This is a genomic window from Streptomyces graminilatus (assembly GCF_001418565.1).
GTDB classification, from domain to species: Bacteria; Actinomycetota; Actinomycetes; order Streptomycetales; family Streptomycetaceae; genus Streptomyces; species Streptomyces graminilatus.
This window is the reverse complement of sequence record NZ_LIQQ01000282.1, coordinates 1-19,576: the sequence shown is the minus strand read 5'-3', so window position 1 is coordinate 19,576 and position 19,576 is coordinate 1. Positions and strand designations below refer to the sequence as shown.

19 protein-coding genes and 1 pseudogene are annotated in these 19,576 nt (G+C 70.3%); 7 read left to right on the top strand and 13 right to left on the bottom strand.

The window, feature by feature from the left end; genetic code table 11:
* The 8 genes from AOK08_RS23850 to AOK08_RS23815 all read right to left on the bottom strand — a co-directional run.
* Positions 1–499: tetratricopeptide repeat protein (locus tag AOK08_RS23850; RefSeq protein ID WP_055529643.1), on the bottom strand; the 499-nt coding region annotated here is incomplete at its 3' end.
* A gap of 190 nt (positions 500–689) precedes the next feature.
* The gene (gene ung / locus AOK08_RS23845; RefSeq protein WP_055529641.1) at positions 690–1,373 is read right to left on the bottom strand and encodes a uracil-DNA glycosylase; all 684 of its coding nucleotides are present in this window, start codon (positions 1,371–1,373) and stop codon (positions 690–692) included.
* Positions 1,374–1,478: 105 nt separating this feature from the next.
* Positions 1,479–3,059, bottom strand: coding sequence for an ABC transporter substrate-binding protein (locus tag AOK08_RS23840; RefSeq protein ID WP_055529639.1), 1,581 nt, complete (start codon positions 3,057–3,059; stop codon positions 1,479–1,481).
* A 450-nt stretch (positions 3,060–3,509) separates the two neighbouring features.
* The gene (locus tag AOK08_RS23835; protein WP_055529637.1) at positions 3,510–4,268 is read right to left on the bottom strand and encodes an SDR family oxidoreductase; all 759 of its coding nucleotides are present in this window, start codon (positions 4,266–4,268) and stop codon (positions 3,510–3,512) included.
* Positions 4,269–4,293: 25 nt separating this feature from the next.
* Positions 4,294–5,055, bottom strand: coding sequence for a 3-oxoacyl-ACP reductase FabG (fabG, locus tag AOK08_RS23830; RefSeq protein ID WP_055529636.1), 762 nt, complete (start codon positions 5,053–5,055; stop codon positions 4,294–4,296).
* A 138-nt stretch (positions 5,056–5,193) separates the two neighbouring features.
* Positions 5,194–5,577 (bottom strand): DUF3037 domain-containing protein, encoded by a 384-nt coding sequence (locus AOK08_RS23825; RefSeq protein ID WP_055529634.1) that lies wholly within the window; start codon positions 5,575–5,577, stop codon positions 5,194–5,196.
* On the bottom strand, positions 5,574–6,338 hold the full coding sequence (locus tag AOK08_RS23820) for a HipA family kinase (RefSeq protein WP_055529625.1): 765 nt from the start codon (positions 6,336–6,338) through the stop codon (positions 5,574–5,576). Before AOK08_RS23820 ends, AOK08_RS23825 begins: the two co-directional genes overlap by 4 nt.
* A 531-nt stretch (positions 6,339–6,869) precedes the next feature.
* Positions 6,870–7,778 carry a universal stress protein gene (locus AOK08_RS23815; protein ID WP_055529623.1) on the bottom strand — a complete coding sequence of 303 codons (909 nt, stop codon included), beginning with the start codon at positions 7,776–7,778 and terminating at the stop codon, positions 6,870–6,872.
* A gap of 669 nt (positions 7,779–8,447) precedes the next feature.
* Here AOK08_RS23815 and AOK08_RS23810 point away from each other — a divergent pair.
* From AOK08_RS23810 to AOK08_RS23795, 4 genes and pseudogenes are all read left to right on the top strand, one after another.
* Entirely contained in the window at positions 8,448–9,173 is a 726-nt protein-coding gene (locus AOK08_RS23810) for a CBS domain-containing protein (RefSeq protein ID WP_055529621.1), read from the top strand.
* Positions 9,174–9,237: 64 nt separating this feature from the next.
* Positions 9,238–10,941: pseudogene (locus AOK08_RS23805) on the top strand (heavy metal translocating P-type ATPase); the annotation flags it as partial.
* Positions 10,942–11,185: 244 nt separating this feature from the next.
* On the top strand, positions 11,186–11,587 hold the full coding sequence (locus tag AOK08_RS23800) for a Crp/Fnr family transcriptional regulator (RefSeq protein ID WP_055529645.1): 402 nt from the start codon (positions 11,186–11,188) through the stop codon (positions 11,585–11,587).
* A 24-nt stretch (positions 11,588–11,611) separates the two neighbouring features.
* The gene (locus AOK08_RS23795; RefSeq protein ID WP_055529619.1) at positions 11,612–12,289 is read left to right on the top strand and encodes a CBS domain-containing protein; all 678 of its coding nucleotides are present in this window, start codon (positions 11,612–11,614) and stop codon (positions 12,287–12,289) included.
* Positions 12,290–12,352: 63 nt separating this feature from the next.
* Here AOK08_RS23795 and AOK08_RS23790 read toward each other — a convergent pair whose 3' ends face one another.
* The 4 genes from AOK08_RS23790 to AOK08_RS23775 form a co-directional block, all read right to left on the bottom strand.
* A complete protein-coding gene (locus AOK08_RS23790) occupies positions 12,353–13,282 on the bottom strand; it encodes a pyridoxamine 5'-phosphate oxidase family protein (protein WP_055529617.1) in 930 nt (309 codons plus the stop codon).
* A gap of 280 nt (positions 13,283–13,562) precedes the next feature.
* Positions 13,563–14,180 (bottom strand): Rv1733c family protein, encoded by a 618-nt coding sequence (locus AOK08_RS49110; protein WP_055529615.1) that lies wholly within the window; start codon positions 14,178–14,180, stop codon positions 13,563–13,565.
* Between the two features lie 186 nt (positions 14,181–14,366).
* Positions 14,367–15,359 (bottom strand): Acg family FMN-binding oxidoreductase, encoded by a 993-nt coding sequence (locus tag AOK08_RS23780; protein WP_055529613.1) that lies wholly within the window; start codon positions 15,357–15,359, stop codon positions 14,367–14,369.
* Positions 15,360–15,753: 394 nt separating this feature from the next.
* Positions 15,754–16,452, bottom strand: a complete 699-nt coding sequence (locus AOK08_RS23775; RefSeq protein ID WP_055529611.1) for an NADPH-dependent F420 reductase — start codon at positions 16,450–16,452, stop codon at positions 15,754–15,756.
* A 367-nt stretch (positions 16,453–16,819) separates the two neighbouring features.
* On the opposite strand from AOK08_RS23775, the gene AOK08_RS23770 reads away from it, so the two are divergent.
* Together AOK08_RS23770 and AOK08_RS23765 are read left to right on the top strand one after the other, a co-directional pair.
* On the top strand, positions 16,820–17,485 hold the full coding sequence (locus AOK08_RS23770; RefSeq protein ID WP_055529609.1) for a DUF4389 domain-containing protein: 666 nt from the start codon (positions 16,820–16,822) through the stop codon (positions 17,483–17,485).
* 365 nt (positions 17,486–17,850) lie between these two features.
* On the top strand, positions 17,851–18,312 hold the full coding sequence (locus tag AOK08_RS23765; protein ID WP_055529608.1) for a Rieske (2Fe-2S) protein: 462 nt from the start codon (positions 17,851–17,853) through the stop codon (positions 18,310–18,312).
* Positions 18,313–18,315: 3 nt separating this feature from the next.
* On the opposite strand, the gene AOK08_RS23760 is transcribed toward AOK08_RS23765, so the two are convergent.
* Positions 18,316–18,966, bottom strand: a complete 651-nt coding sequence (locus AOK08_RS23760) for an isochorismatase family protein (protein WP_055529606.1) — start codon at positions 18,964–18,966, stop codon at positions 18,316–18,318.
* A 114-nt stretch (positions 18,967–19,080) separates the two neighbouring features.
* On the opposite strand from AOK08_RS23760, the gene AOK08_RS23755 reads away from it, so the two are divergent.
* The gene (locus AOK08_RS23755) at positions 19,081–19,548 is read left to right on the top strand and encodes a pyridoxamine 5'-phosphate oxidase family protein (RefSeq protein ID WP_055529604.1); all 468 of its coding nucleotides are present in this window, start codon (positions 19,081–19,083) and stop codon (positions 19,546–19,548) included.
* Positions 19,549–19,576: the final 28 nt, after the last annotated feature.

The following is a 19,576-nucleotide window of genomic DNA, read 5'->3' as shown; positions in this document are numbered from 1 at the left end:
GTTCCCCGGAGGAGTCCCCCTCCCCCAGCCGCAGCTCCAGTCGCCCGATGGCCGCTCTCACCCCGTCGCCGTAACTGTCGTCGCCGAGGGCGTCGGCGGCGCCACGGGCTTCGCGGAGGTGGGTGCGGGCGGCGTCCGGACGGTCCAGCTTGACGTAGTCGGCGGCCAGGTTCAGGTGCAGTGACGGGTACAGGGCGCGCACCGCGAGGGCACCCTCGTGCTGGAAGGCCTCCGCGACCCGCTCGTCCGACAGCTCCTGTGCCGCCGACAACGCCCTTAGATCCCACGCCAGTTCGTCCGAGGGGTCGTCCTGTGTGTCGGCCATGTAGTGGGCCAGGGTGCAGCGGTGCAACGGGTCACCGGCAGCGCCGATCTCCGCCCACAGCCCCAGGAAGCGCCCCCTGGCCTCCTCGCGGTCACCGCCGTGATGCAGCATGACCGCCTGTCCGATCCGGGTCATCATGGCATCCGGTGCCACCTGTTCCTGCCGCTCCGTCACCGCGCCCTCCGCTCTGGCCCGCTGTGTCCGCTGAGCCTGCCGCTGTCCCCCGACGCTAGCCGCAGGCACTGACAATCCAGGTCAGGCGGGCCGGTAGCGCACCGGACCGGCCCCGTGACGGACGGGGACCGGCCCTGTGACAGACGGCGGCCCTGTGACAGACGGGGACCGGACCGGCTTACCGCCCGGTTCAGCCCAGGTCGGGAATCGTCCAGTCGATCGGCGCGTGCCCCTGGCCGGCCACCGCTTCGTTGATCTGGGTGAACGGGCGTGAGCCGAAGAACTTCTTCGCCGACAGTGGCGAGGGGTGCGCTCCCTTCACCACGACGTGCCGCTCCTCGTCGATCAGTGGGAGCTTCTTCTGCGCGTAGTTGCCCCACAGGACGAAGACCGCCGGGTCGGGACGGTCGGCCACGGCTCGGATCACCGCGTCCGTGAACTTCTCCCAGCCCTTCCCCTTGTGCGAGTTGGCCTCGCCGGAGCGGACCGTGAGCACCGCGTTGAGCAGCAGCACGCCCTGCTCGGCCCACGGCATCAGATAGCCGTTGTCGGGCACGGGCGTGTCCAGCTCCGCCTGCATCTCCTTGTAGATGTTGCGGAGCGAGGGCGGGGTCCGCACCCCGGGCCGGACGGAGAAGCACAGGCCGTGGCCCTGCCCCTCGCCGTGGTACGGGTCCTGGCCGAGGATCAGGACCTTCACCCGGTCGTAGGGCGTCGCTTCGAGTGCGGCGAACACCTCGTCGCGCGGAGGGAAGACCGGACCCTTCGCCCGTTCCTCCTCGACGAACTCGGTCAGCTCCTTGAAGTAGGGCTGCTGCAGCTCGTCACCCAGGACGCCGCGCCAGGACTCGGGCAGCATGGCGATGTCGGTCACGTGAACTTCCTCCGATGTGCGGTGTGTTCCACTCACCGAAGAACCTACCGGCGCCCACTGACAACGGGTCACCGACCTTGGTTGCCAAGGGCGCCAGGGGCTCCGCTACCAGCTCGTCTTCCAGTACAGCTCCCACATCACCATCATGGTCGCCGGGTCGATGGACACCTCGGCGCCGCCGATGTCCTGGCTCGCCGCCACATGCTGCTTGCCCTGCCACAGCGGCAGCAGGCGGGCGTCGTCCAGGAGGATCTTCTGGGCCTGCTCGAACTCCTCGCCGACGGCGCCCCGGTCGCTCTCCCGGCGGGACTCGGGCAGCAGCTGGCCGGTGATCACGGGCGACTTGTACGGCGTACCGAGCGCGTTCTGCTCACCCACGAAGGGGGCGATGAAGTTGTCGGCGTCGGGGAAGTCGGGGAACCAGCCGCGCCCGAACACCGGGTACTCGCCCTTGCGGTAGCCGTCCACGTAGGTCTTCCAGGGACGGCTGTGGAGCGTGACGGTGAACAGGCCCGAGGCCTCCAGTTGCCGCTTCAGTTCCTCGAAGGCGGGCTTGGTCTGGGAGCCGTAGCGGTCGCTCGTGTACCAGAGGGTGAGCGGGACGCGCTGGGTGATGCCGTCCGCGACGAGGATCTTCCTGGCCTTGGCGACACTGGGGTTGCCGAAGTCGTCGAAGAAGCCCGTGGTGTGGCCGACCAGACCCTTGGGGATCATCGAGTACAGCGGCTCCACGGTGTCCCGGTAGACGTTGTGGGCGAGCGCCGGACGGTCGACGATCTGGGCGATCGCCCGGCGGACCGAGAGCCTGTCGGACCACTTGTCCTTGGGGTTGAACACCAGGTAACTGATCTCGGTGGTGGCGTTCTCGACGAGCTGGAGGCCCTCCTTCTTCTCGTTGTCCTCGATGTCGACGACATCGGCGGCGCTGAGGCCGCGGTAGACGACGTCGATCGCCTTCTTCCGGAGGGCGTCGGCCAGCGCGGACGACTTCTTGAAGTAGCGGATGGTGACGGCGTCGTTCTTGAGGTCCGCGATGCCCTTGTAGTGCTCGTTCCTGACGAGTACGGCCTTGTCGCCCTCCTTGTAGGACTGCAGGACGTACGGCCCTGAGCCGTTCACCTTGTCGTCCTTGCGGAGGGACCTGGCGGGGTACTCCTCGGGGTCCACGATCGACATGGCGGGGGTGGAGAGCACGAAGGGGAAGGTCGCGTCGGCCTGCTTCAGGTGGAAGATGATCTCGCGGTCGCCCTTCACCTCGATCCGGTCGAGGCTGGTCAGCAGACCGGCGGGGCCACCGTTGACGTTGATCTTCCTGATCCGGTCGATCGAGTACTTGACGGCCTGCGCGTCCAGTTTGTGTCCGTCCGAGAACTCCAAGCCGTCACGCAGCTCGCACCTGTAGACAGTGCTCGAATTGTCGGTGAATTCGCAGCTCTCGGCGGCGTCGGGCTTGGGCTCGGTCCCGCCGGTGTCGAAGTTGAGCAGGGTCTGGTGGACGTTGCGGAAGAGCTCCCATGAGCTGTCCCAGGAGGCCGCCGGATCCAGTGTGCTGGGTTCACTGGTCGTCCCGACCACGATCGCCCGGCCCTCGTTGGAGGAGTCCGAGGAGAAGACCCCGCATCCGGCGACCATGGATATGGACGCGGCGGTAGCCAACTGCCGCAGGCCCCGGTTCCGGTTGAACACGTGCACGCACCTCGATCTGCCATATCAAGCCAACGGTTGGCAGACCATACCGCAGTGCCCCACAGGGCAGTCCAGCACCCTTAAGGATCTTGATCAGCCCATACCGGACCTCACAGCCATCGAACAGCGCGAACACGGACGTCTCCACAGGAGCTTTTCCCGCCGACCGGGGCGCATGGGTTCGTACCGGTCGGCATGGGGATCTTCCGCCGCTCATCTTCCGGCGGACACCGGTGGGCATCGGAGCGGGTATCGGATGGATATCGAATTGGACATCGAAGCGGACGTCGGAGCGGACGTCGGAGCGGGCGTCGGAGCAGACATCGGAGCGGACGCCCGGTTCGACGACAGGCAGGTACTCCGGACGGGGTGCGCGCAAAACAGCGAGGCGGGGCGGACGCTCCCTCATCGGGTGGCGTCCACCCCGCCTCGTGCGCGGGAAGGGTTACGTCAGCTGTTGCCGGCCTTCAGGAAGATGCCCCCGTCGACCACGAGCGTCTGGCCGGTGATCCAGTCGGCCTGGGCCGAGGTCAGGAACGCGGCGGCGCCCCCGATGTCGGAGGGCATGCCGAGCCTGCCGAGCGGGTAGGCGGCAGCGGCCTCCTCCTCCCGGCCCTCGTACAGCGCCTGCGCGAACTTCGTCTTCACGACGGCCGGCGCGATCGAGTTGACCCGCACCCGGGGCGCGTACTCGTGCGCCAGTTGCAGCGTCAGGTTGTCCATCGCGGCCTTGCTGACGCCGTACGCGCCGATGAACGGCGAGGCCGAGAGGCCGGCGACGGACGTGATGTTCACGATCGCGCCGCCGTTCTCCTTCTGCCAGGCGTGCCAGGTCTTCTGGGCGAAGCCCAGCGCCGAGACCACATTGGTCTCGAAGACCTTGCGCGCCACATTGAGGTCGAGGTCGGCGATCGGCCCGAACACCGGGTTCGTACCGGCGTTGTTGACGAGGAAGTCGACGCGCCCGAACGCCTCCAGGGTGCGTTCGACGGCGACGGCCTGGTGGTCCTCGTCGTGGGCCTTGCCCGCCACGCCGATGACCCGGTCGGCACCGAGTGTCTCGACGGCCTCCTTGAGGGCGTCCTCGTTGCGTCCGGTGATGCACACCCGGTCACCGCGCGCGAGCAGCGCCTCGGCGATGCCGTAGCCGATGCCCCGGCTGGCGCCGGTGATGAGGGCGACCTTGCCCGAGAGTTCCACGGTCGTCATGTTCCCTGTTCCCTGTTCCCCAGCCCTAGTCGAGCGGTCCGCCGGCGACGTACAGCACCTGTCCGGAGACGAATCCGGCGGCCTCGCCCGTGAAGAAGGCGATCGCGTTGGAGATGTCGTCCGGGTTGCCGACGCGCTGCACGGGGATCTGGGTCGCGGCGGCGGCCTTGAAGTCCTCGAAGCCCATGCCGATGCGCTCGGCGGTGGCGGCGGTCATGTCGGTGGCGATGAAGCCGGGGGCGACGGCGTTCGCGGTGACGCCGAACTTGCCGAGTTCGAGGGCGAGGGTCTTGGTGAAGCCCTGGAGACCGGCCTTGGCGGAGGAGTAGTTGACCTGGCCCCGGTTGCCCTGGGCGGAGGACGAGGACAGGTTGACGATCCGGCCGAACTTGGCGTCCACCATGTACTTCTGACAGGCCCTCGACATCAGGAAGGCGCCGCGCAGGTGCACGTTCATGACGGTGTCCCAGTCGGACACGCTCATCTTGAAGAGCAGGTTGTCGCGCAGGACGCCCGCGTTGTTGACGAGGATCGTGGGTCCGCCCAGTTCCTCGGCGATACGCGTGACCGCCGCCTCGACCTGGGCCTCGTCGGAGACGTCGCAGCCCACCGCGATGGCCTTGCCGCCGGCGGCGGTGATCTTCTCGACGGTGTCCTTGCAGGCGGCCTCGTCGAGGTCGATCACCGCGACGGCGCGACCCTCGGCCGCCAGTCGTACGGCGGTCGCGGCGCCGATGCCCCGCGCCCCGCCGGTGACCACGGCGACCCGCTGCTCAGTGGTGGACATTGCTGGTTCTCCTCGCCCTTGAAAAGCCTTGCGGTCCACGGTACGCCCTCAGTGAGCGACCGCTTAGTACCTTCGGTACACGTGACGCTAGAAGTCCTGGCACTCGGTGTCAACGGCACGCGGCGCCGTTGTGAGCCATTACCTGACCAGCAGGGCGAGCAGCCGCTCCGCCTCGGCTTCCGGATCGACGGTGAGCCCTGTGTGCACGGGCCCCGGCTGAACGACGGTCGAGCGCGGCGCGATCAGCCAGCGAAAGCGCCGCCCGGCATCGTCCAGCCCGGCCTGGCCTGCGGCTTTCCCACCCGCGCAGACCCCTTCGACGGCACGCAGCGCGGCCCGCACACCGGCCGCGTCGGCCTCGGGGTCCAGCGCCCGCAGCTTGTCCTCGTCCAGATGCGTACGCGCCGCGACGAAGGACTTGGCACGGCAGTACACCAGGACACCGGCGTTGAAGCACTCGCCGCGCTCGATCCGCGGTACGACCCGCAGCAGCGCGTACTCGAAGACGACCCGCTCGCTCACTTCTCCCCCTCGATGCCCTTGACGCGCTCGTGGATGACGGCGGCGCGCGCGAGGAGCGGCTCCGCGTAGGCCCGCCGGAGGGCGTCCGGGGAGTCGAAGCCGGGTTCGTCCACGAGCCACGCCTCGGGGATCTCGGCGGTCACCTCGGCGAGCAGGTCCTCGGTGACCAGCGGCGCGAGTTCGGCGGCGGCCGAGGCGATGTCCGGGCCGAACGGCGCGAGCGCGTGCTCGGAGACGTCGTACGGCTTGGCGGCGGAGGCCTGGGCGCCGGGCCAGTTGTGGTGCCAGATCATCGTGGCGCCGTGATCGATGAGCCACAACTCACCGTGCCACATCAGCAGATTGGGGTTGCGCCACGAGCGGTCGACGTTGTTGACGAGCGCGTCGAACCACACCACCCTCCCCGCCTCCTCGGCGCCCACCACGAAGGCCAGGGGGTCGAAGCCGATCGCTCCCGAAAGGAAGTCCATGCCCAGGTTGCTGCCGCCGCTGGACCTGAGCAGTCCCTGCACCTCCTGGTCGGGCTCGCCGAGGCCCAGTACCGGGTCGAGGTCGACCGTCACCAGCCCCGGCACCCGCAGCCCCAGCCGCCGGGCGAGCCCTCCGCAGACAACCTCGGCGACGAGCGTCTTACGCCCCTGTCCGGCTCCGCTGAACTTCAGGACATAGGTACCGAGATCGTCGGCCTCGATGAGCCCCGGCAGCGAACCACCCTCACGCAGGGGCGTGATGTAGCGAGTCACAGTGACCTCTCTCAGCATTTTCCCAGGCCACCTGTCTATTCAACCTTGAAATCCACGAACACTGCCAGGGAGACGGCACAACAGGAACCACCTCTCGACAGCCCTGGGGAGAATCCGGGGAGCCGCGGCCGGCAGGCAGCTCTCCCCGCCTCCCGAGCAGTCCGTCGACGGCGGTTCGCCGATTGCTTCCGGCCTCCGGCATGAAGTGAGCATAGTAACCAAGGGTGATCGCGGACGAGGAGCGCCCGAGCCACCGCGCCGAGGTCACGGCAGACTCGCCCGACGACGTTCGGCGCGTCGGGCGGCGGAGCGGCCGCGTTGCAGCGGAATCGCGCTCAGCGGGTTCGGCGCCGGGTCGCCTGAGTACGGCGGCATGGGCCGAACATCCCGCGCGAGGGCCCCCGACGCCCCTGCTGCCGCCCGGCCCGGGGGTGCGACGGTGATGGGGGGGAACGCCCTGCTGCCTGAGCTCAGCAGACCGGCGAAAGGTGGTGAGGGAGACGGCACTGCCCCTGGTCGCGGGGCGAATTTCCGGTTGCGGGCACTGGCTCAGACGTGCGGGACGACAGCGACCGGGCAGCCGGCATGGTGCAGCACCGCGTGGGTGACCGGGCCGGTGTGGGGGCCGAGGCGGCTGTCCCGGATCCGGCGTCCCACGACGACGAGGGCCGATCCGGAAGCGGCGCGCGTCAGTTCGGAGGCCGCCCGGCCTTCGACGACCGTCGTGGTGACGGCGACCTCGGGGAACTTCTCACACCACGGACGCAGCGTCGCGACCACGGCGTGTTCGCGCTCCGCGAGGAGCTCCGGGCCGGGCGGCGGGGCGACCCGGTCGGCGGTGGCGTGTCCCGGCGGGACGGTGAAGGTGTGGATCACGCGCAGCGCGGCGCCGCAGCGCCGTGCGGTCTCGAAGGCGAACTCGATGAGATCGTCACAGGGTCGGCCGGTGTCGAGCCCGAGGACGACATCGCGGTACGGAATCTCGGGGATCTCGTCCGGAGAGACACCGCCGGGGACCAGGAAGTGTTCGTCGGCGACGCTCTCACCCGCGCGGACCAGCACCACGGGGCGCGGCGACCCGGCGACCACCCGCACGGACACCGAGCCGAGCAGGAAGCCCGCGACACCGCTGAGCCCGCGCGACCCGAGCACCAGCAGCTCGGCCCGCTCCCCCGCCTCCAGCAGGGCAGCGGCCGGTGCGGCCTGCACCTGCCGCTCGACGACTTCGAGCCCGGGGTGCGCGGCGCGCACGCTGTCCGCCGCCTCCTTGAGGATCTGCCGTGCCCAGCTTCGCTCGGTCATGTCCATGGGCACGTTGGCGGCGGGACGCGGGTGCAGTCGCCATGCGTGCAGGAGCCGCAGACTCACGCCTCGGCGCAGGGCTTCCCGGGCCGCCCAGTGAGCGGCTGCGCGGCTCTCGGGAGAAGCGTCGATGCCCGCGACCACGTATCGATCCATGACCTGTGCCTCCTCGTGTCCCTGTGTCCGCCATCAAGCCTGTGACGAACACCGGGCTGTGGGCAGGGGCCGGACGGGCCCTGCCCTTGGGCTCCCTGGCCCAATCGGGCAAGTCGCGGGCCTCGGCACGGCCTTCGCACGGCTGCGGGTGCCGCGCGGCTGCGGGTGCCGCGCGGCTGCGGTTGCCTCCGTCATGAGCGTGGTAGGCAACGGCCTTTCGTCCTACGCAGGCCTGCGTAGGCCTGCGTAGGCCTGCGCATGCCTGCGCATGCCTGTGATCGCATCCTCACCGCCGCCCCGGGCCAGGGCGAGCCGGGCCGCCCGCCCTTCGGATCTTCGGCGTTCTCGGCCCACCGGTCCCACCGGTCCCACCGGTCCCACCGGTCCGACCCGGACCGGCCGGTGAGCGGTCGGTTCGGCCCGGGAACCAAGGCCGGTCGGCCCCTCCCCCCGCGCACCGTGGCAAGCGAGGCTGAAGTGGCATCGGAGGGCCGGCCACCCGGGCCGGTCCGAAGAGACGGCAACGGCCGCACCGGCCGCTCGAACCCGTGAGTTCCGGCCCGCCGACGCGGACCGCCGGGGACCCCCGGCGGTCCGGGCAGGCCCGCGGACGCCGTACGCACCACAACCGGTCGCGCTCCGCCTGACGCGGTCGAGGAGGAGACAGCCATGAAGACCCGCAAGGTCGGCGAGGTGATGACGAGCGAGGTCATCGACGCCCGCCGGGAGACACCGTTCAAGGATGTGGCACGGCTGCTGGACCGGCATCGGATCAGCGGGCTGCCGGTGGTGGACGCCGACGACAAGGTCGTAGGCGTGATCTCCGAGACCGACCTGGTACGCCGGCAGGCGGCGCAGGCCGAACGGGACCGGGGACGCCGCTTCCCGCTCTCCGCCCTCCGCCGGAAGGTGCGGCGCAGGGCCGCCGAAGCCCGCGCCACGACCGCGGGGCAGCTGATGTCGACACCCGCGATCACGGTGCACCCGGAGCAACGCGTCGCGGACGCGGCCCGGGTGATGGAGCGTCACCACATCGAACGGCTGCCCGTGGTCGACGAGGAGGACCGTCTCATCGGAATCGCCACCCGCCGCGACCTGTTGCGGGTCTTCCTGCGGACCGACGACGAAATCCGTCAGGAGATCATCGACGAGGTCCTGACCCGCGCCATGAGCCTGCCGCCGCACACCGTGATCGTGTCCGTCCACGAAGGCCTGGCCACGCTGGAAGGCCGCCTGGAGCACCGCGGCGACATCCCGCAGGTGGTCCAGCTCGTCTGGAAGGTGGACGGCGTCGTGGGCGTGATGAACAGCCTCACCTTCCGCGTCGACGACACCAGCCCGCCCCAGACACACCCCTCGCGCCGGATCGCCCATTACTGGCTCCCGGAGCGGTGATCCCGACTTCGCTCGGCGGCGTACCGCCGGGACGGCCACGGCTGTCCCGGCCCCCGAGCCCGGCGATGCCCGCACCACCGCCACCGAGGAGGACAGCGCGTACGCGGAGATCGTCCGGCTCGCCCGGCAGGCCGGCGCCGAGACCGCCCCCGTGGTGCGCCTCGCCGACCGGTACGCGGCCTGGTTCGTGCCCCTGTCCCTGGTGGTCGCGGGTCTCGCCTGGCTGGTCGGCGGGTCGGCCACGTCGGCCGTCGCGGTCCTGGTCGTCGCCACGCCCTGCCCACTGCTGCTCGCCGCTCCGGTGGCGATCGTCTCCGGGCTCTCGCGGGCAGCCCGCCGGGGCGTGGTGATCAGCGACGGCGGCGCCCTGGAGACACTGGGCCGGGCGCGCACCCTCGTGCTGGACAAGACGGGCACGCTCACGACGGGCCGCCCGCGTGTCGTCGACGTGACCGCCGCGCCGGGCCTCGGGACGGCGGAGGTGCTGCGGCAGGCCGCCTCCCTCGACCAGCTCTCCCCGCACGTGCTGGCCCAGGCACTCGTCGACGAGGCCCACCGGCGCGGTCTGGAGCTGTCCCTGCCGGCGTACGTGCGCGAGGAGCCCGGACACGGCGTCACAGGAACCGTGGAGGGCCACCGGCTCTCCGTCGGCCGTGTGCGCGTCGGCCCGGACAGTCCCGCGTGGGTCCGGGCGGTCGACAACCGGGCGGTCCTGGACGGCGCGTCCGTCGTCTGGGTGACCGCCGACGGCACGGTCACCGGCGCCGTCCTGCTGCGCGACCCGCTGCGCCCCGACGCCCCCAGGACACTGCGGCGCCTCCGCTCGGCCGGCATCCAGAAGCTCCTGATGGTCACCGGGGACCGCGCCGAACCCGCTCGCGAGGTCGCCGTCGTCCTGGGCCTGGACGCCGTGGAAACCGGTCGGAGCCCCGCGGACAAGGTCGCGGCGGTGCGTGCCGAGCGTGCCCACGCCGTCACCGTCATGATCGGCGACGGCGTGAACGACGCCCCGGCGCTCGCCGCCGCCGACATCGGCGTCGCCATGGGCGCCCGTGGCTCGTCCGCCTCCTCGGAGGCCGCCGACATCGTGCTCACCACGGACCGCGTGGACCGCCTGGCCGACGCGATGGGCATCGCCGTACGGTCCCGGCACATCGCCGTCCAGAGCGCGCTGGGCGGCATGCTGATGTCCCTGGCCGCGATGGTGGTGGCGGCGTTCGGACTGCTGCCTCCGGCGGCCGGAGCCCTGCTCCAGGAAGGCATCGATGTCGCCGTCATCCTCAACGCCCTGCGCGCCCTGCTCACCGACAGCGCCACCCGGCCGGTGCTCACGCCCACCGCGGAGGACCTCGTCCACCGGTTCGCCGCCGAGCACGACGACCTCCGTGAGGTCGTGGAGGCGGTGCGCACGGCCGCCGACCGGCTCTCCGGTGCGCCGGAGGAAGAGGCGAGGGAGGCCGTCGAGCATGTGCACCGTCTGCTGACCGACCGGCTGCTGCCCCACGAGCACGCCGAGGAGCGTCAGCTCTATCCCGCGCTCGCCGACTCCCTCGGCGGACCCGAGACCACGGCCACGATGAGCCGGGCCCACGCCGAGATCGACCGCCTCGCCGGACGCGTCGCCACCCACCTCACCCTCACCGACGCCGAAGGCCGCCTGCGGCCGGAGAACCTCGACGACCTGCGGGCCTGTCTGTACGGGCTGTACAGCGTCCTGCGCCTGCACTTCACGCAGGAGGAGGAGAACTACTTCTCGCTGGCGCCATGAGGCGATGCACCGGCCTTCTTCCCTCGTAGCGCTCCCACGGGGAGGCGTGGCCGAGCCGCGAGGGCAGCCCGGGTTGCACCGCGCCGATTTGCGACGATCGTGGAGTCATGCGGCAGGGAACACAGGACTGGGCGCACCGGATTCAGGCCCGCCTCCACTTCGAGGTCATGGAGAAGGGAAGGCCATCGTGGTTGCGAGGAGCGGCGTCTTCGGCGCCCTGACCAAGGAGCATCGCGAGCAGCTCATGTCGCTCGCTCGTGAGGTGTCGTTCAAGATCGACGAGCGCGTCTTCAACGAGGGCGGAAAGGCCGACCGCTTCTGGATCATCCACACGGGCACCGTCGCTCTCGACGTGCACGTGCCCGGTCGCCGCGCTGCGGTCGTGGAAACCCTCGGGGCGGGGGATCTGCTGGGCTGGTCGTGGTTCGTCCCTCCCCACCACTGGCACCTGGGGGCCCGGGCGAGCAGCCCGGTGCGCGCCTACGAGTTCGACGCGGTCGCGGTCCGTGAGCTGTGCGGGAAGTATCCGGAGCTGCACCACGAACTGTGCACCTATGTCTCCGGAGTGATCTCGGGCCGGCTCAGGTCCGCCCGGGTGCGGCTGCTCGACCTGTACGCGCCCCACGGCGCGGGAGAGGTGCCCTGACGAGGCGAGACGAGGAGGCCCGAAGTGCCTGAGACCCCTCACATCGTGAGCGATGTGATGACGCAGACGGTCGTGGCCGTCGGACGGAACGCGCTCTTCAAGGAGATCGTGCAGACCATGGAGCAGTGGAAGGTCAGTGCCGTGCCGGTGCTGGAGGGAGAAGGGCGTGTCATCGGCGTCGTCTCCGAGGCCGATCTGCTGCCCAAGGAGGAGTTCCGTGACAGCGACCCGGGCCTCTTCGAGCAACACGCGCGCCTGTCCGACCTCGCCAAGGCCGGGGCCGTGACAGCCGGAGAGCTCATGAGCACCCCCGCCGTCACGGTCCACGCGGACGCCACGCTGGCCCAGGCCGCGAGGATCATGGCTGTCCGGCATGTCAAGCGACTGCCCGTGGTCGACGAGCTGTACATGCTCCAGGGCATCGTCAGCCGCGCCGATCTGCTGAAGGTCTTCCTGCGGTCCGACGAGGACATCGAGGAGGAGGTCCGGCGCACGGTGGTGTCCTACCTGTTCCCCGCCTTCAGCCACGCCATCCACGTGAACGTCCACGAAGGCGTCGTCACCCTCCGCGGGCACATCGGCGACACCTCGCTGATCTCCGTCGCCGTGCGCCTCGTGCGCGCCATCGAGGGCGTCGTGGACGTCGAGCCCCGGCTCACCGGCGAGCCGACCCCTCCGGCCGGCCCCGGGGACGAGCGGTAGGACCGAACCCGGCACACACACGGAAGTCGAGGAACCGACCAGTGAAGTGCCGGTGCCCCTCCCTCACCGCTCGGCCGGAGTGATACGGCGCCCGGTGACGCGCGTGGGCCGGATCGACACCCACATCTCGCGTCCGCCCCCCGCCCACGGCTCGGTGTGGGCACGACCGACCAGCTTCCGCACCTCGTCGGGCTCGGTGACCACCTGCGCCGGTCCGACGACGAGCACGCTCCAGCCCTCGCTCATGGCCTCGTCCACATGGTCGACCTCGAAGGCGACCTCCGATCCCACGGCCGCCGCCGGGACCGAGTCCGGCGCGGTCCGGAACGCGATCGCGTCGTCCACGACCTCGTAGTTCACCGGAACCACCGCCGGCCCGCCCGGCGTCGACACCGCCACGCGCCCCACCCCGTGCGTGGACAGCAGGGCACGGCAGTCGTCAGGGCCGAGGTCCAGCAACTGAGGGTGCAGGAGCGCCTGCCCCTGGCCCGGTGGCACATCGGCGCCGCCGCCGCGCAGAGCCACGACAGTGGTGCCCAGCGCGTCGGCCAGGTTGATGAGACTGGCAGTGGTCGGGCTGGACGGCCGTTCCTCGACATACGCCAGATAGGCCGGCGCCATTCCCGCGCGGCGGGCCGTCTCCTCCCGGGTCAGTCCTCGGCGTCTGCGCTCGGTGGCGACACGACGGCCGATGTCCCCGGGATTGGGCGGCCTGCCCGACGGGGTCCCGCGGGACCCGCCACTTCTCTGCCCGCCCGCCTGGTCCGTACGCGGCCGGGAAGGCTCGCGCGCGTTCCCGGGCCCGTGCTCGAGATGACGGATGTGTGCGTCGGGGCCGGGAAAGACGAGGGTCACCTCATCCGAGTCCGACCAGCGCACATCGTAGGGAGGTGTTCCATCCTCGTGGTGGAGTCCGACAATCTCGCCATCGCGCCTGGTGGCACCGGTGGCAGGGCTCTCGACCACAAGCTGATCGCCGAGTTGAGCTCGCATGATCGCCGCCGTTTCCTCAGAATGTCGCTGTAACCCAACGTCCCACGCGCGGCGTGCCGCCGCACGGGATGGGCCGCCCGGGATGAGAACCCTGTGATCCGGGTGGCCGGACGGCCAGTGCGGGGCAAACCCTGTCGCGGACGAACACAGGCTGCACGTCGCCGGGCGGGTCATCCCCTCACGCAGGTACGACATCGCCATCGTGACCTCGTACAGGTCAGTGGTGGTCGCCTCGGACATCAGCGTCACCTCCTGGGCGGCGCCCAGGACCGGGGGCCCGTCACCTTGGGAACCGTGCGGACCAGACAGGCTCCACCCGGCCCCATTCGGCGTCCCACTCCGCGTACCTGCCGCGGTCCAGCGCCCGGCGCACGCCCTTTCGCGCGGCGACGTAACCGGCGTACACGCCGATCGCTGTCATGCCGCCCACCAGCCAGCCGCCGGCATTCGCGTTTCTCGCGGACATCGGCGGGCTCTGAACGGTTCCTTCCCGGTCCACCCAGATCCGCACGGTTGAGCCCGCTGTCTTGTACAGCGGCACGGTGTCGGTTCCCGTGTGCCGCCGACCGTCCACGCCGATCCACCTGAGATGTACCTTCTGCTTCCCGTCCGCGGCACTGCCGGGTGCCGCTTCCGGGGCCGAGGTCACCCGAGCGGTGACCTGGAAGCGCTCCGCGGACTGGGCTTGAACGGTGCGCGTAGTCGACGCCCGGACCGCGAGTCCCGCGCTCACCGAAGCCACGGGCAGTCCGAGGACAAGGACCGCGAGCAGGAATCGGGCGCACCAGGTCTCGACCCGATCGGATGTACGCCTCAGTGGGCTCGCGCCCTTGGGCGGATGCTGCCCCTGATGCGGTCGGTGGGGACCGGATGCGTGCGGCGGACCCTGTGCGCTCATGGTCTGGCCTCCAGCTGTCGCTGGTGCGTCCCCCACAAATTCTGCTTCCCTCCCCACTCTCCAACGGCGGCGGATCCCGGTCACGGGGCCGAAGGTCCCTGCCGGCCAGCCGCTCGACCCCTCTGTGCGCACCGGTCGGCGGCTCACTGGAGGCCGCAGGGGTTGTACGGGCGCGCCGTGACGCGGTCAGGTGATCTCCAGAACGTCCCGTACGGGGCGGCGAGGCGTCGCGGGGCCTCGCACGCCGTAGCCGAGGCGCAGCACCATCTGCACCTGCCCGGTGCCCGATGCCGGGTCGCGTGCCAGCAGGCGCAGCCCGGGCTCCTCCAGGGCGTGAGAGGTCAGGGAGGTCGCCAGGTCGGCCAGGGTGGCCTCCAGCAGGACGCGTTCCAGTGCCTGCCCGGCGCGCAGCCAGTCGGCGGGGCCGTCGCCGCGGGTGCTCAGCAGGGCCAGGTGCGGGGCGTCCTCGAAGGCGGTGGTGCCACGGTCGGCCGACGGACGCCGGCCGGCGAAGTCCCGCACAGGCGCCTTGCCGTCGCGTTTCCGCGGCCCGAAGGCGTACTCGGGGACGCCGTCGACGGCGGTGTCCGCCTCCCGTCCGAGCCTGGTCCAGCGAACCAGGTCGTCGTTGGCACCGGGGTCCATGACGTAGCGGCTCTCGGCGTCGTGGACCAGGTCGAGCACGGTCTCGGTGTGCCAGGGGCCCGGGAAGTCGAGGGCGGCTCCCTCTTGTGCTGCGGCGTCCCGCAGGGCGGCGCGCACGTCTTCGGGAATGTCCTTCCCGGCGAAGGGATGGCGGCTTGTGTGGCGCTGCCGGATCGCCGGATGCAGCCGCGCCAGCTCCTCGTCCCGCACGCCGCCGACCGGGTCGGCCAGATGAACGGCGGCAAGCAGCAGTGGTTCGTCGGGCTCGGGCAGCAGAGTCGTCTCCGGGACGAGGCCCACGTGCGCCGCGGCGACGCGCAGGTTGAGCAGCGCCGCCCCGCAGCCGATGTGAAGTGCCCGGTTGTCGGGATCGGACCGGGGCATGGCCCGCCCTGGGTCGGCGCACAGCAGCACGGAACGCTCGTCGGTCCGGTAGCGGAAGCGCCATGGCTGCGCGTTGTGCATGGACGGCGCCGCGGTGGCTTCGGCCACCAGAGTGATCACCGTCTTCTCGTCGAGTGGTCGCGAAGCCATGACATCCTCCTCCCGCGTCGCGCTGGCGACGCGGATCCGAACCACCGGGTACCCCGGAGAACGGCTGTGGGCACCACTGCGACCGCGGTGCCCGGTCCGTGCGCGACGGCCGGATTCCATCCGCCGGAACCGCTTGGTCGCGCGGCCCTCCGCGCGCCCCACGTGCGTCCTGTGTGCACGTCGTACGTGCATGTCCTCTGTGCACGTCCTATGTGCACGTCCTATGTGCGCCCTGCTTCCAGACACCATGGGCACAAGGGAACCCGCAAGGTCCCCTTCGTCCCCCCGCTGGGTCCGATCGGCCCTCCCCTTCCGGCGTCCCCTTGAGTGCCCGATCAGCACGATGACCGAACTACCGCGGGGCCGCCCGTGCGCGGCCCGTACGGTCCGGGAATCAGGCGCTGTGGTGGGCCCCCTGGATGTGGAAGTTGAAGTCCGCGTTGCCGAGTGCGCCGTACAGGCGCAGCCAGATGGGCAGCAGCATCTCGGCGCCACGGGCAGTGGTGATGTCACCCAGATCGATGATGTCGCCGGTCGGCCAGCCGAAAGAGGCGAGCAGTTCGGTGACGGCCTCCTTGGCCCCGGCGTCATCACCGGAGACGAACACGGTGTGCGCGCCCGGCACACGTGCCGGGTCCACCATGATCTTGGCGTTCATGGTGTTGAGGGTCTTGACGACCTTCGCGTCGGGGAAGGCACGCTGAATCCGCTCGCCGAGGCTGTCGGTGTCGACCGGGTCAAGCGACGGGGGCATGCCCCGGGAGAAGTCCAGGGGGTTGGCGATGTCGATGACCAATTTCCCGGCCAGGTTCGCGGCACCGGCGGAGTGGAGGACGTCCAGGCTCCTGAGACCGGCGGTGGTGTTGACCACCACCTCGCAGTGGGCCGCGGCGTCGGCGAAGGTCTCCAGCCGGACCTGCGGATGCTCGGCCTGCCACTGCGAGTACGGCGGGTTGCCGTAGCCGTCGGGCTCGATACGGGCGAGGGTGGCCTGCGGGTCGCGGGTGCCGACGGCGACCTCATGGCCGAGAGAGGTCAGTTTGCCGGCGATCGTCCGGCCGACGACGCCGGTGCCGAGAACTGCGTAACGCATGAGTGCGAGTCCTTTCCACAGATGCGGACGCCCCGGTGTGATGCGCGTGGCGCCAGGACAAAGCGAACATCCTTACCCCACCATCCCCCCGTGGCGTCGGCAGCGCCCACAGACGCCTCCGACATGCCCGCTCCGGTACTCGGCCCGGCGCACCCACGCTGTCAGGGCCGACACGCCGGCACCGGCATCCGCGCTGGGCGGTTGCCGATCCGCTGCGTGCCAGCACGGGAAAGTCAAAACGGGAAAACCGGGACGGACGGCCCCCGAACGGCCCCGGACGGCCCTCCCCGCGGTGCCCTCTCAGCGGCCACACTGGTAGTGAGCCCGACCAACAGCTATCGCTCGGGGCCCGAAGGAGTTGATCGCCATGACAACCCTGGCCGAAACCCCGGACCGTCCGGTCCGCGTGAACGCGGTGCTGGATGCGCCTCTGTCCCGGTGGCTGTGGCTGGTGAAGTGGATCCTGGTCATTCCCCACTACGTGGTCCTGTTCTTCCTGTGGATCGCCTTCACGGTGGTGAGCGTGATCGCGTTCTTCAGCATCCTGTTCACCGAGCGCTACCCACGCGCGCTGTTCGACTTCAACCTGGGTGTGCTGCGCTGGAGTTGGCGGGTCGCGTACTACTCGTACTGCGCCCTGGGCACCGACCGGTATCCGCCGTTCAGCCTGGGTGAGGAGCCCGGCTACCCGGCGCGGCTGGACATCGCCTACCCCGAACGTCTCTCCCGCGGTCTGGTGCTGGTGAAGTGGTGGCTGCTGGCCATCCCGCACTACATCGTCATCGGCTTCTTCCTCGGCGGCTGGCACGCCGGCTGGTGGGACGGCGGGCTCGTCGCCGTCCTGACGGTGATCGCCGCCGTGACCCTGGCCTTCACCGAGAAGTACCCGAAGAGCCTGTTCGACCTGATCCTCGGCTTCGACCGGTGGGTGCTGCGGGTCGCCGCCTATGTCAGCCTGATGACCGACGTCTATCCGCCGTTCCGACTCGACATGGGCGGCACCGAACCGAGCGGTGCGGAAGATCTGTCGTGATCACCGCGCTGGTGGGGGCGTTCCCGTCGTGCGTGGACCGCTCCACCTGAGCGTCCGCACAGGAGAGGCGGCATCCGCAGGCCGTTCGGCATCTCGCGGCCGACCAGGATCGATCACGGGCGGGCCGGGTAGTGCGCCCCGCCCACGGCAGTCTCTCAGCGTGCCTTCGAGGATCGGCCCAGGTCACTGATGCGGATTACCTGTGCGGATTACAGGTGCGGATTACAGGTGCTGATTACCCGTGCTCATTACCGCTGCGTTCGCGGCGGGCACCCGACGCCGGATGCCCGCACGACCTGAACGGCCGGCACGCCGGGTTCGTATCTTCCTACGGATCAGGAAACGCCAGCGGAAGGAACGCCAGCATGAGCAGCGCCTCGCTTCAGCCCGTACCGGGACCGGCTCGACGTACGGTCATCGCGGCAGCCGGTGCGGCGGGGCTCGCCGCCTCGCTGACCGCGTGCGGATCGGAGGACGACTCGTCCTCCCCCACCGCCCCCGAACAGGGCAAAGCCGCCCCCGGACCGGCCGACGCCGGGGGCATCCCCCTCGCGAAGACTTCCGACATCCCGGAGGGCGGCGGCAAGATCTTCAAGGACGAGGGAGTGGTGGTCACCCAGCCGAAGGCCGGCGAGTTCAAGGCGTTCTCGTCGAAGTGCACGCACGCGGGCTGTGCGGTGTCGGGCATCACCAACGGTGTCATCACCTGTCCGTGCCACAAGAGCGAGTTCTCGGTCGCGGACGGCAGTGTGAAGAAGGGCCCGGCGACCCAGCCGCTGCCCGCCGCGTCGATCAAGGTGTCCGGGGACTCCATCTCGCTCGCCTGAGCATCACCCTCGCCCGGGACGGCGAGGCCGTTTGAGACAGGTGAGCACCTCGTCCGTGGTGGCGACGGTGGCGACCAGTGCGAGGGTGTTGCGGATCATCGCCGGGGTGTACTCGGAGGGCACGCCCGCGATGGCGTCCCTGGGTACGACCACGGCGTATCCACGGTTCACGGCGTCGAACACGGCGTTGGGGATCGCGACGTTGGCCGAGACTCCGGTCACGATCAGTGTGCGGCAGCCGAGGTTGCGCAGCAGGGCGTCGACGTCGGTGCCCTGGATCGGCGACAGCCCGTGCAGCCGCCGTACGACGAAGTCCTCGTCGGCGACCTCGATCGGCGGCGCGACTCGCACCGCCGTGCTGCCCGAGAGCTGCTGGACGGGGAGCCGTTCGGCGGCCCGGAACAGCCGGGCGTTGCGGTTGGCGCCCCGGCCGTCCGGACGGCGCTCGGCGATCGCGTGGATGACCTGGACACCACTCGCACGGGCGGCGGCGACCAGCCTGGCGACCTGGGTGAGCGCCCCCGACGACCGTGCCTCCCGCGCGAGTTCGGGCAGGGCGCTGTCCGGTCCGACGACGCCCTGCTGGCACTCGACGGTGAGCAGGACGGTGGTCGCGGGATCGAGGAGTTCGCTGAGCTGTTCGTACGACGGCATGGCGCTCCCTGGTCGCGGACGGTACAGGTGGGCGGGTGACACTAACGTCCGTCACGTACGGACGGAAGGCAGCCAATATTCTTTTCGGACGTGACAGAACAAGAGGGGGATCGCATGACGGTGACTCAGCGCCGAGGCCGGAAGATCATGATGACGCCGGCCGAGCTGGACGAGTTCCTGACGACCCAGCGCACCTGCCGGGTCGCCACCGTGTCGGCCGGGGGCGCACCGCATGTGAGCACCCTGTGGTTCGCCTGGGACGGCACCTCGATGTGGCTGTACTCGGTGGTCCGCAGCAAGCGCTGGACCGATCTGCGACGCGATCCGCGGGTGGCGATCGTCGTCGACACGGGCGAGGAGTACGACGAACTGCGCGGCGTCGAGCTGTCCGGCGCCGTCGAGTTCGTCGGCGAGTCACCGCGCACCGGCGAACTCCGCGCCGAACTGGACGTACCGGAGACCCTGTTCGCCCGCAAGAACTTCGGCCTGGACGAGATGCCCCACGACGGCAGACACGCATGGATCCGCCTGACCCCGGAGAAGATCATCTCCTGGGACTTCCGCAAGCTGCCTCCGCAGTAGGGCCGAACGGCGTCTCCCACCCGCCCAC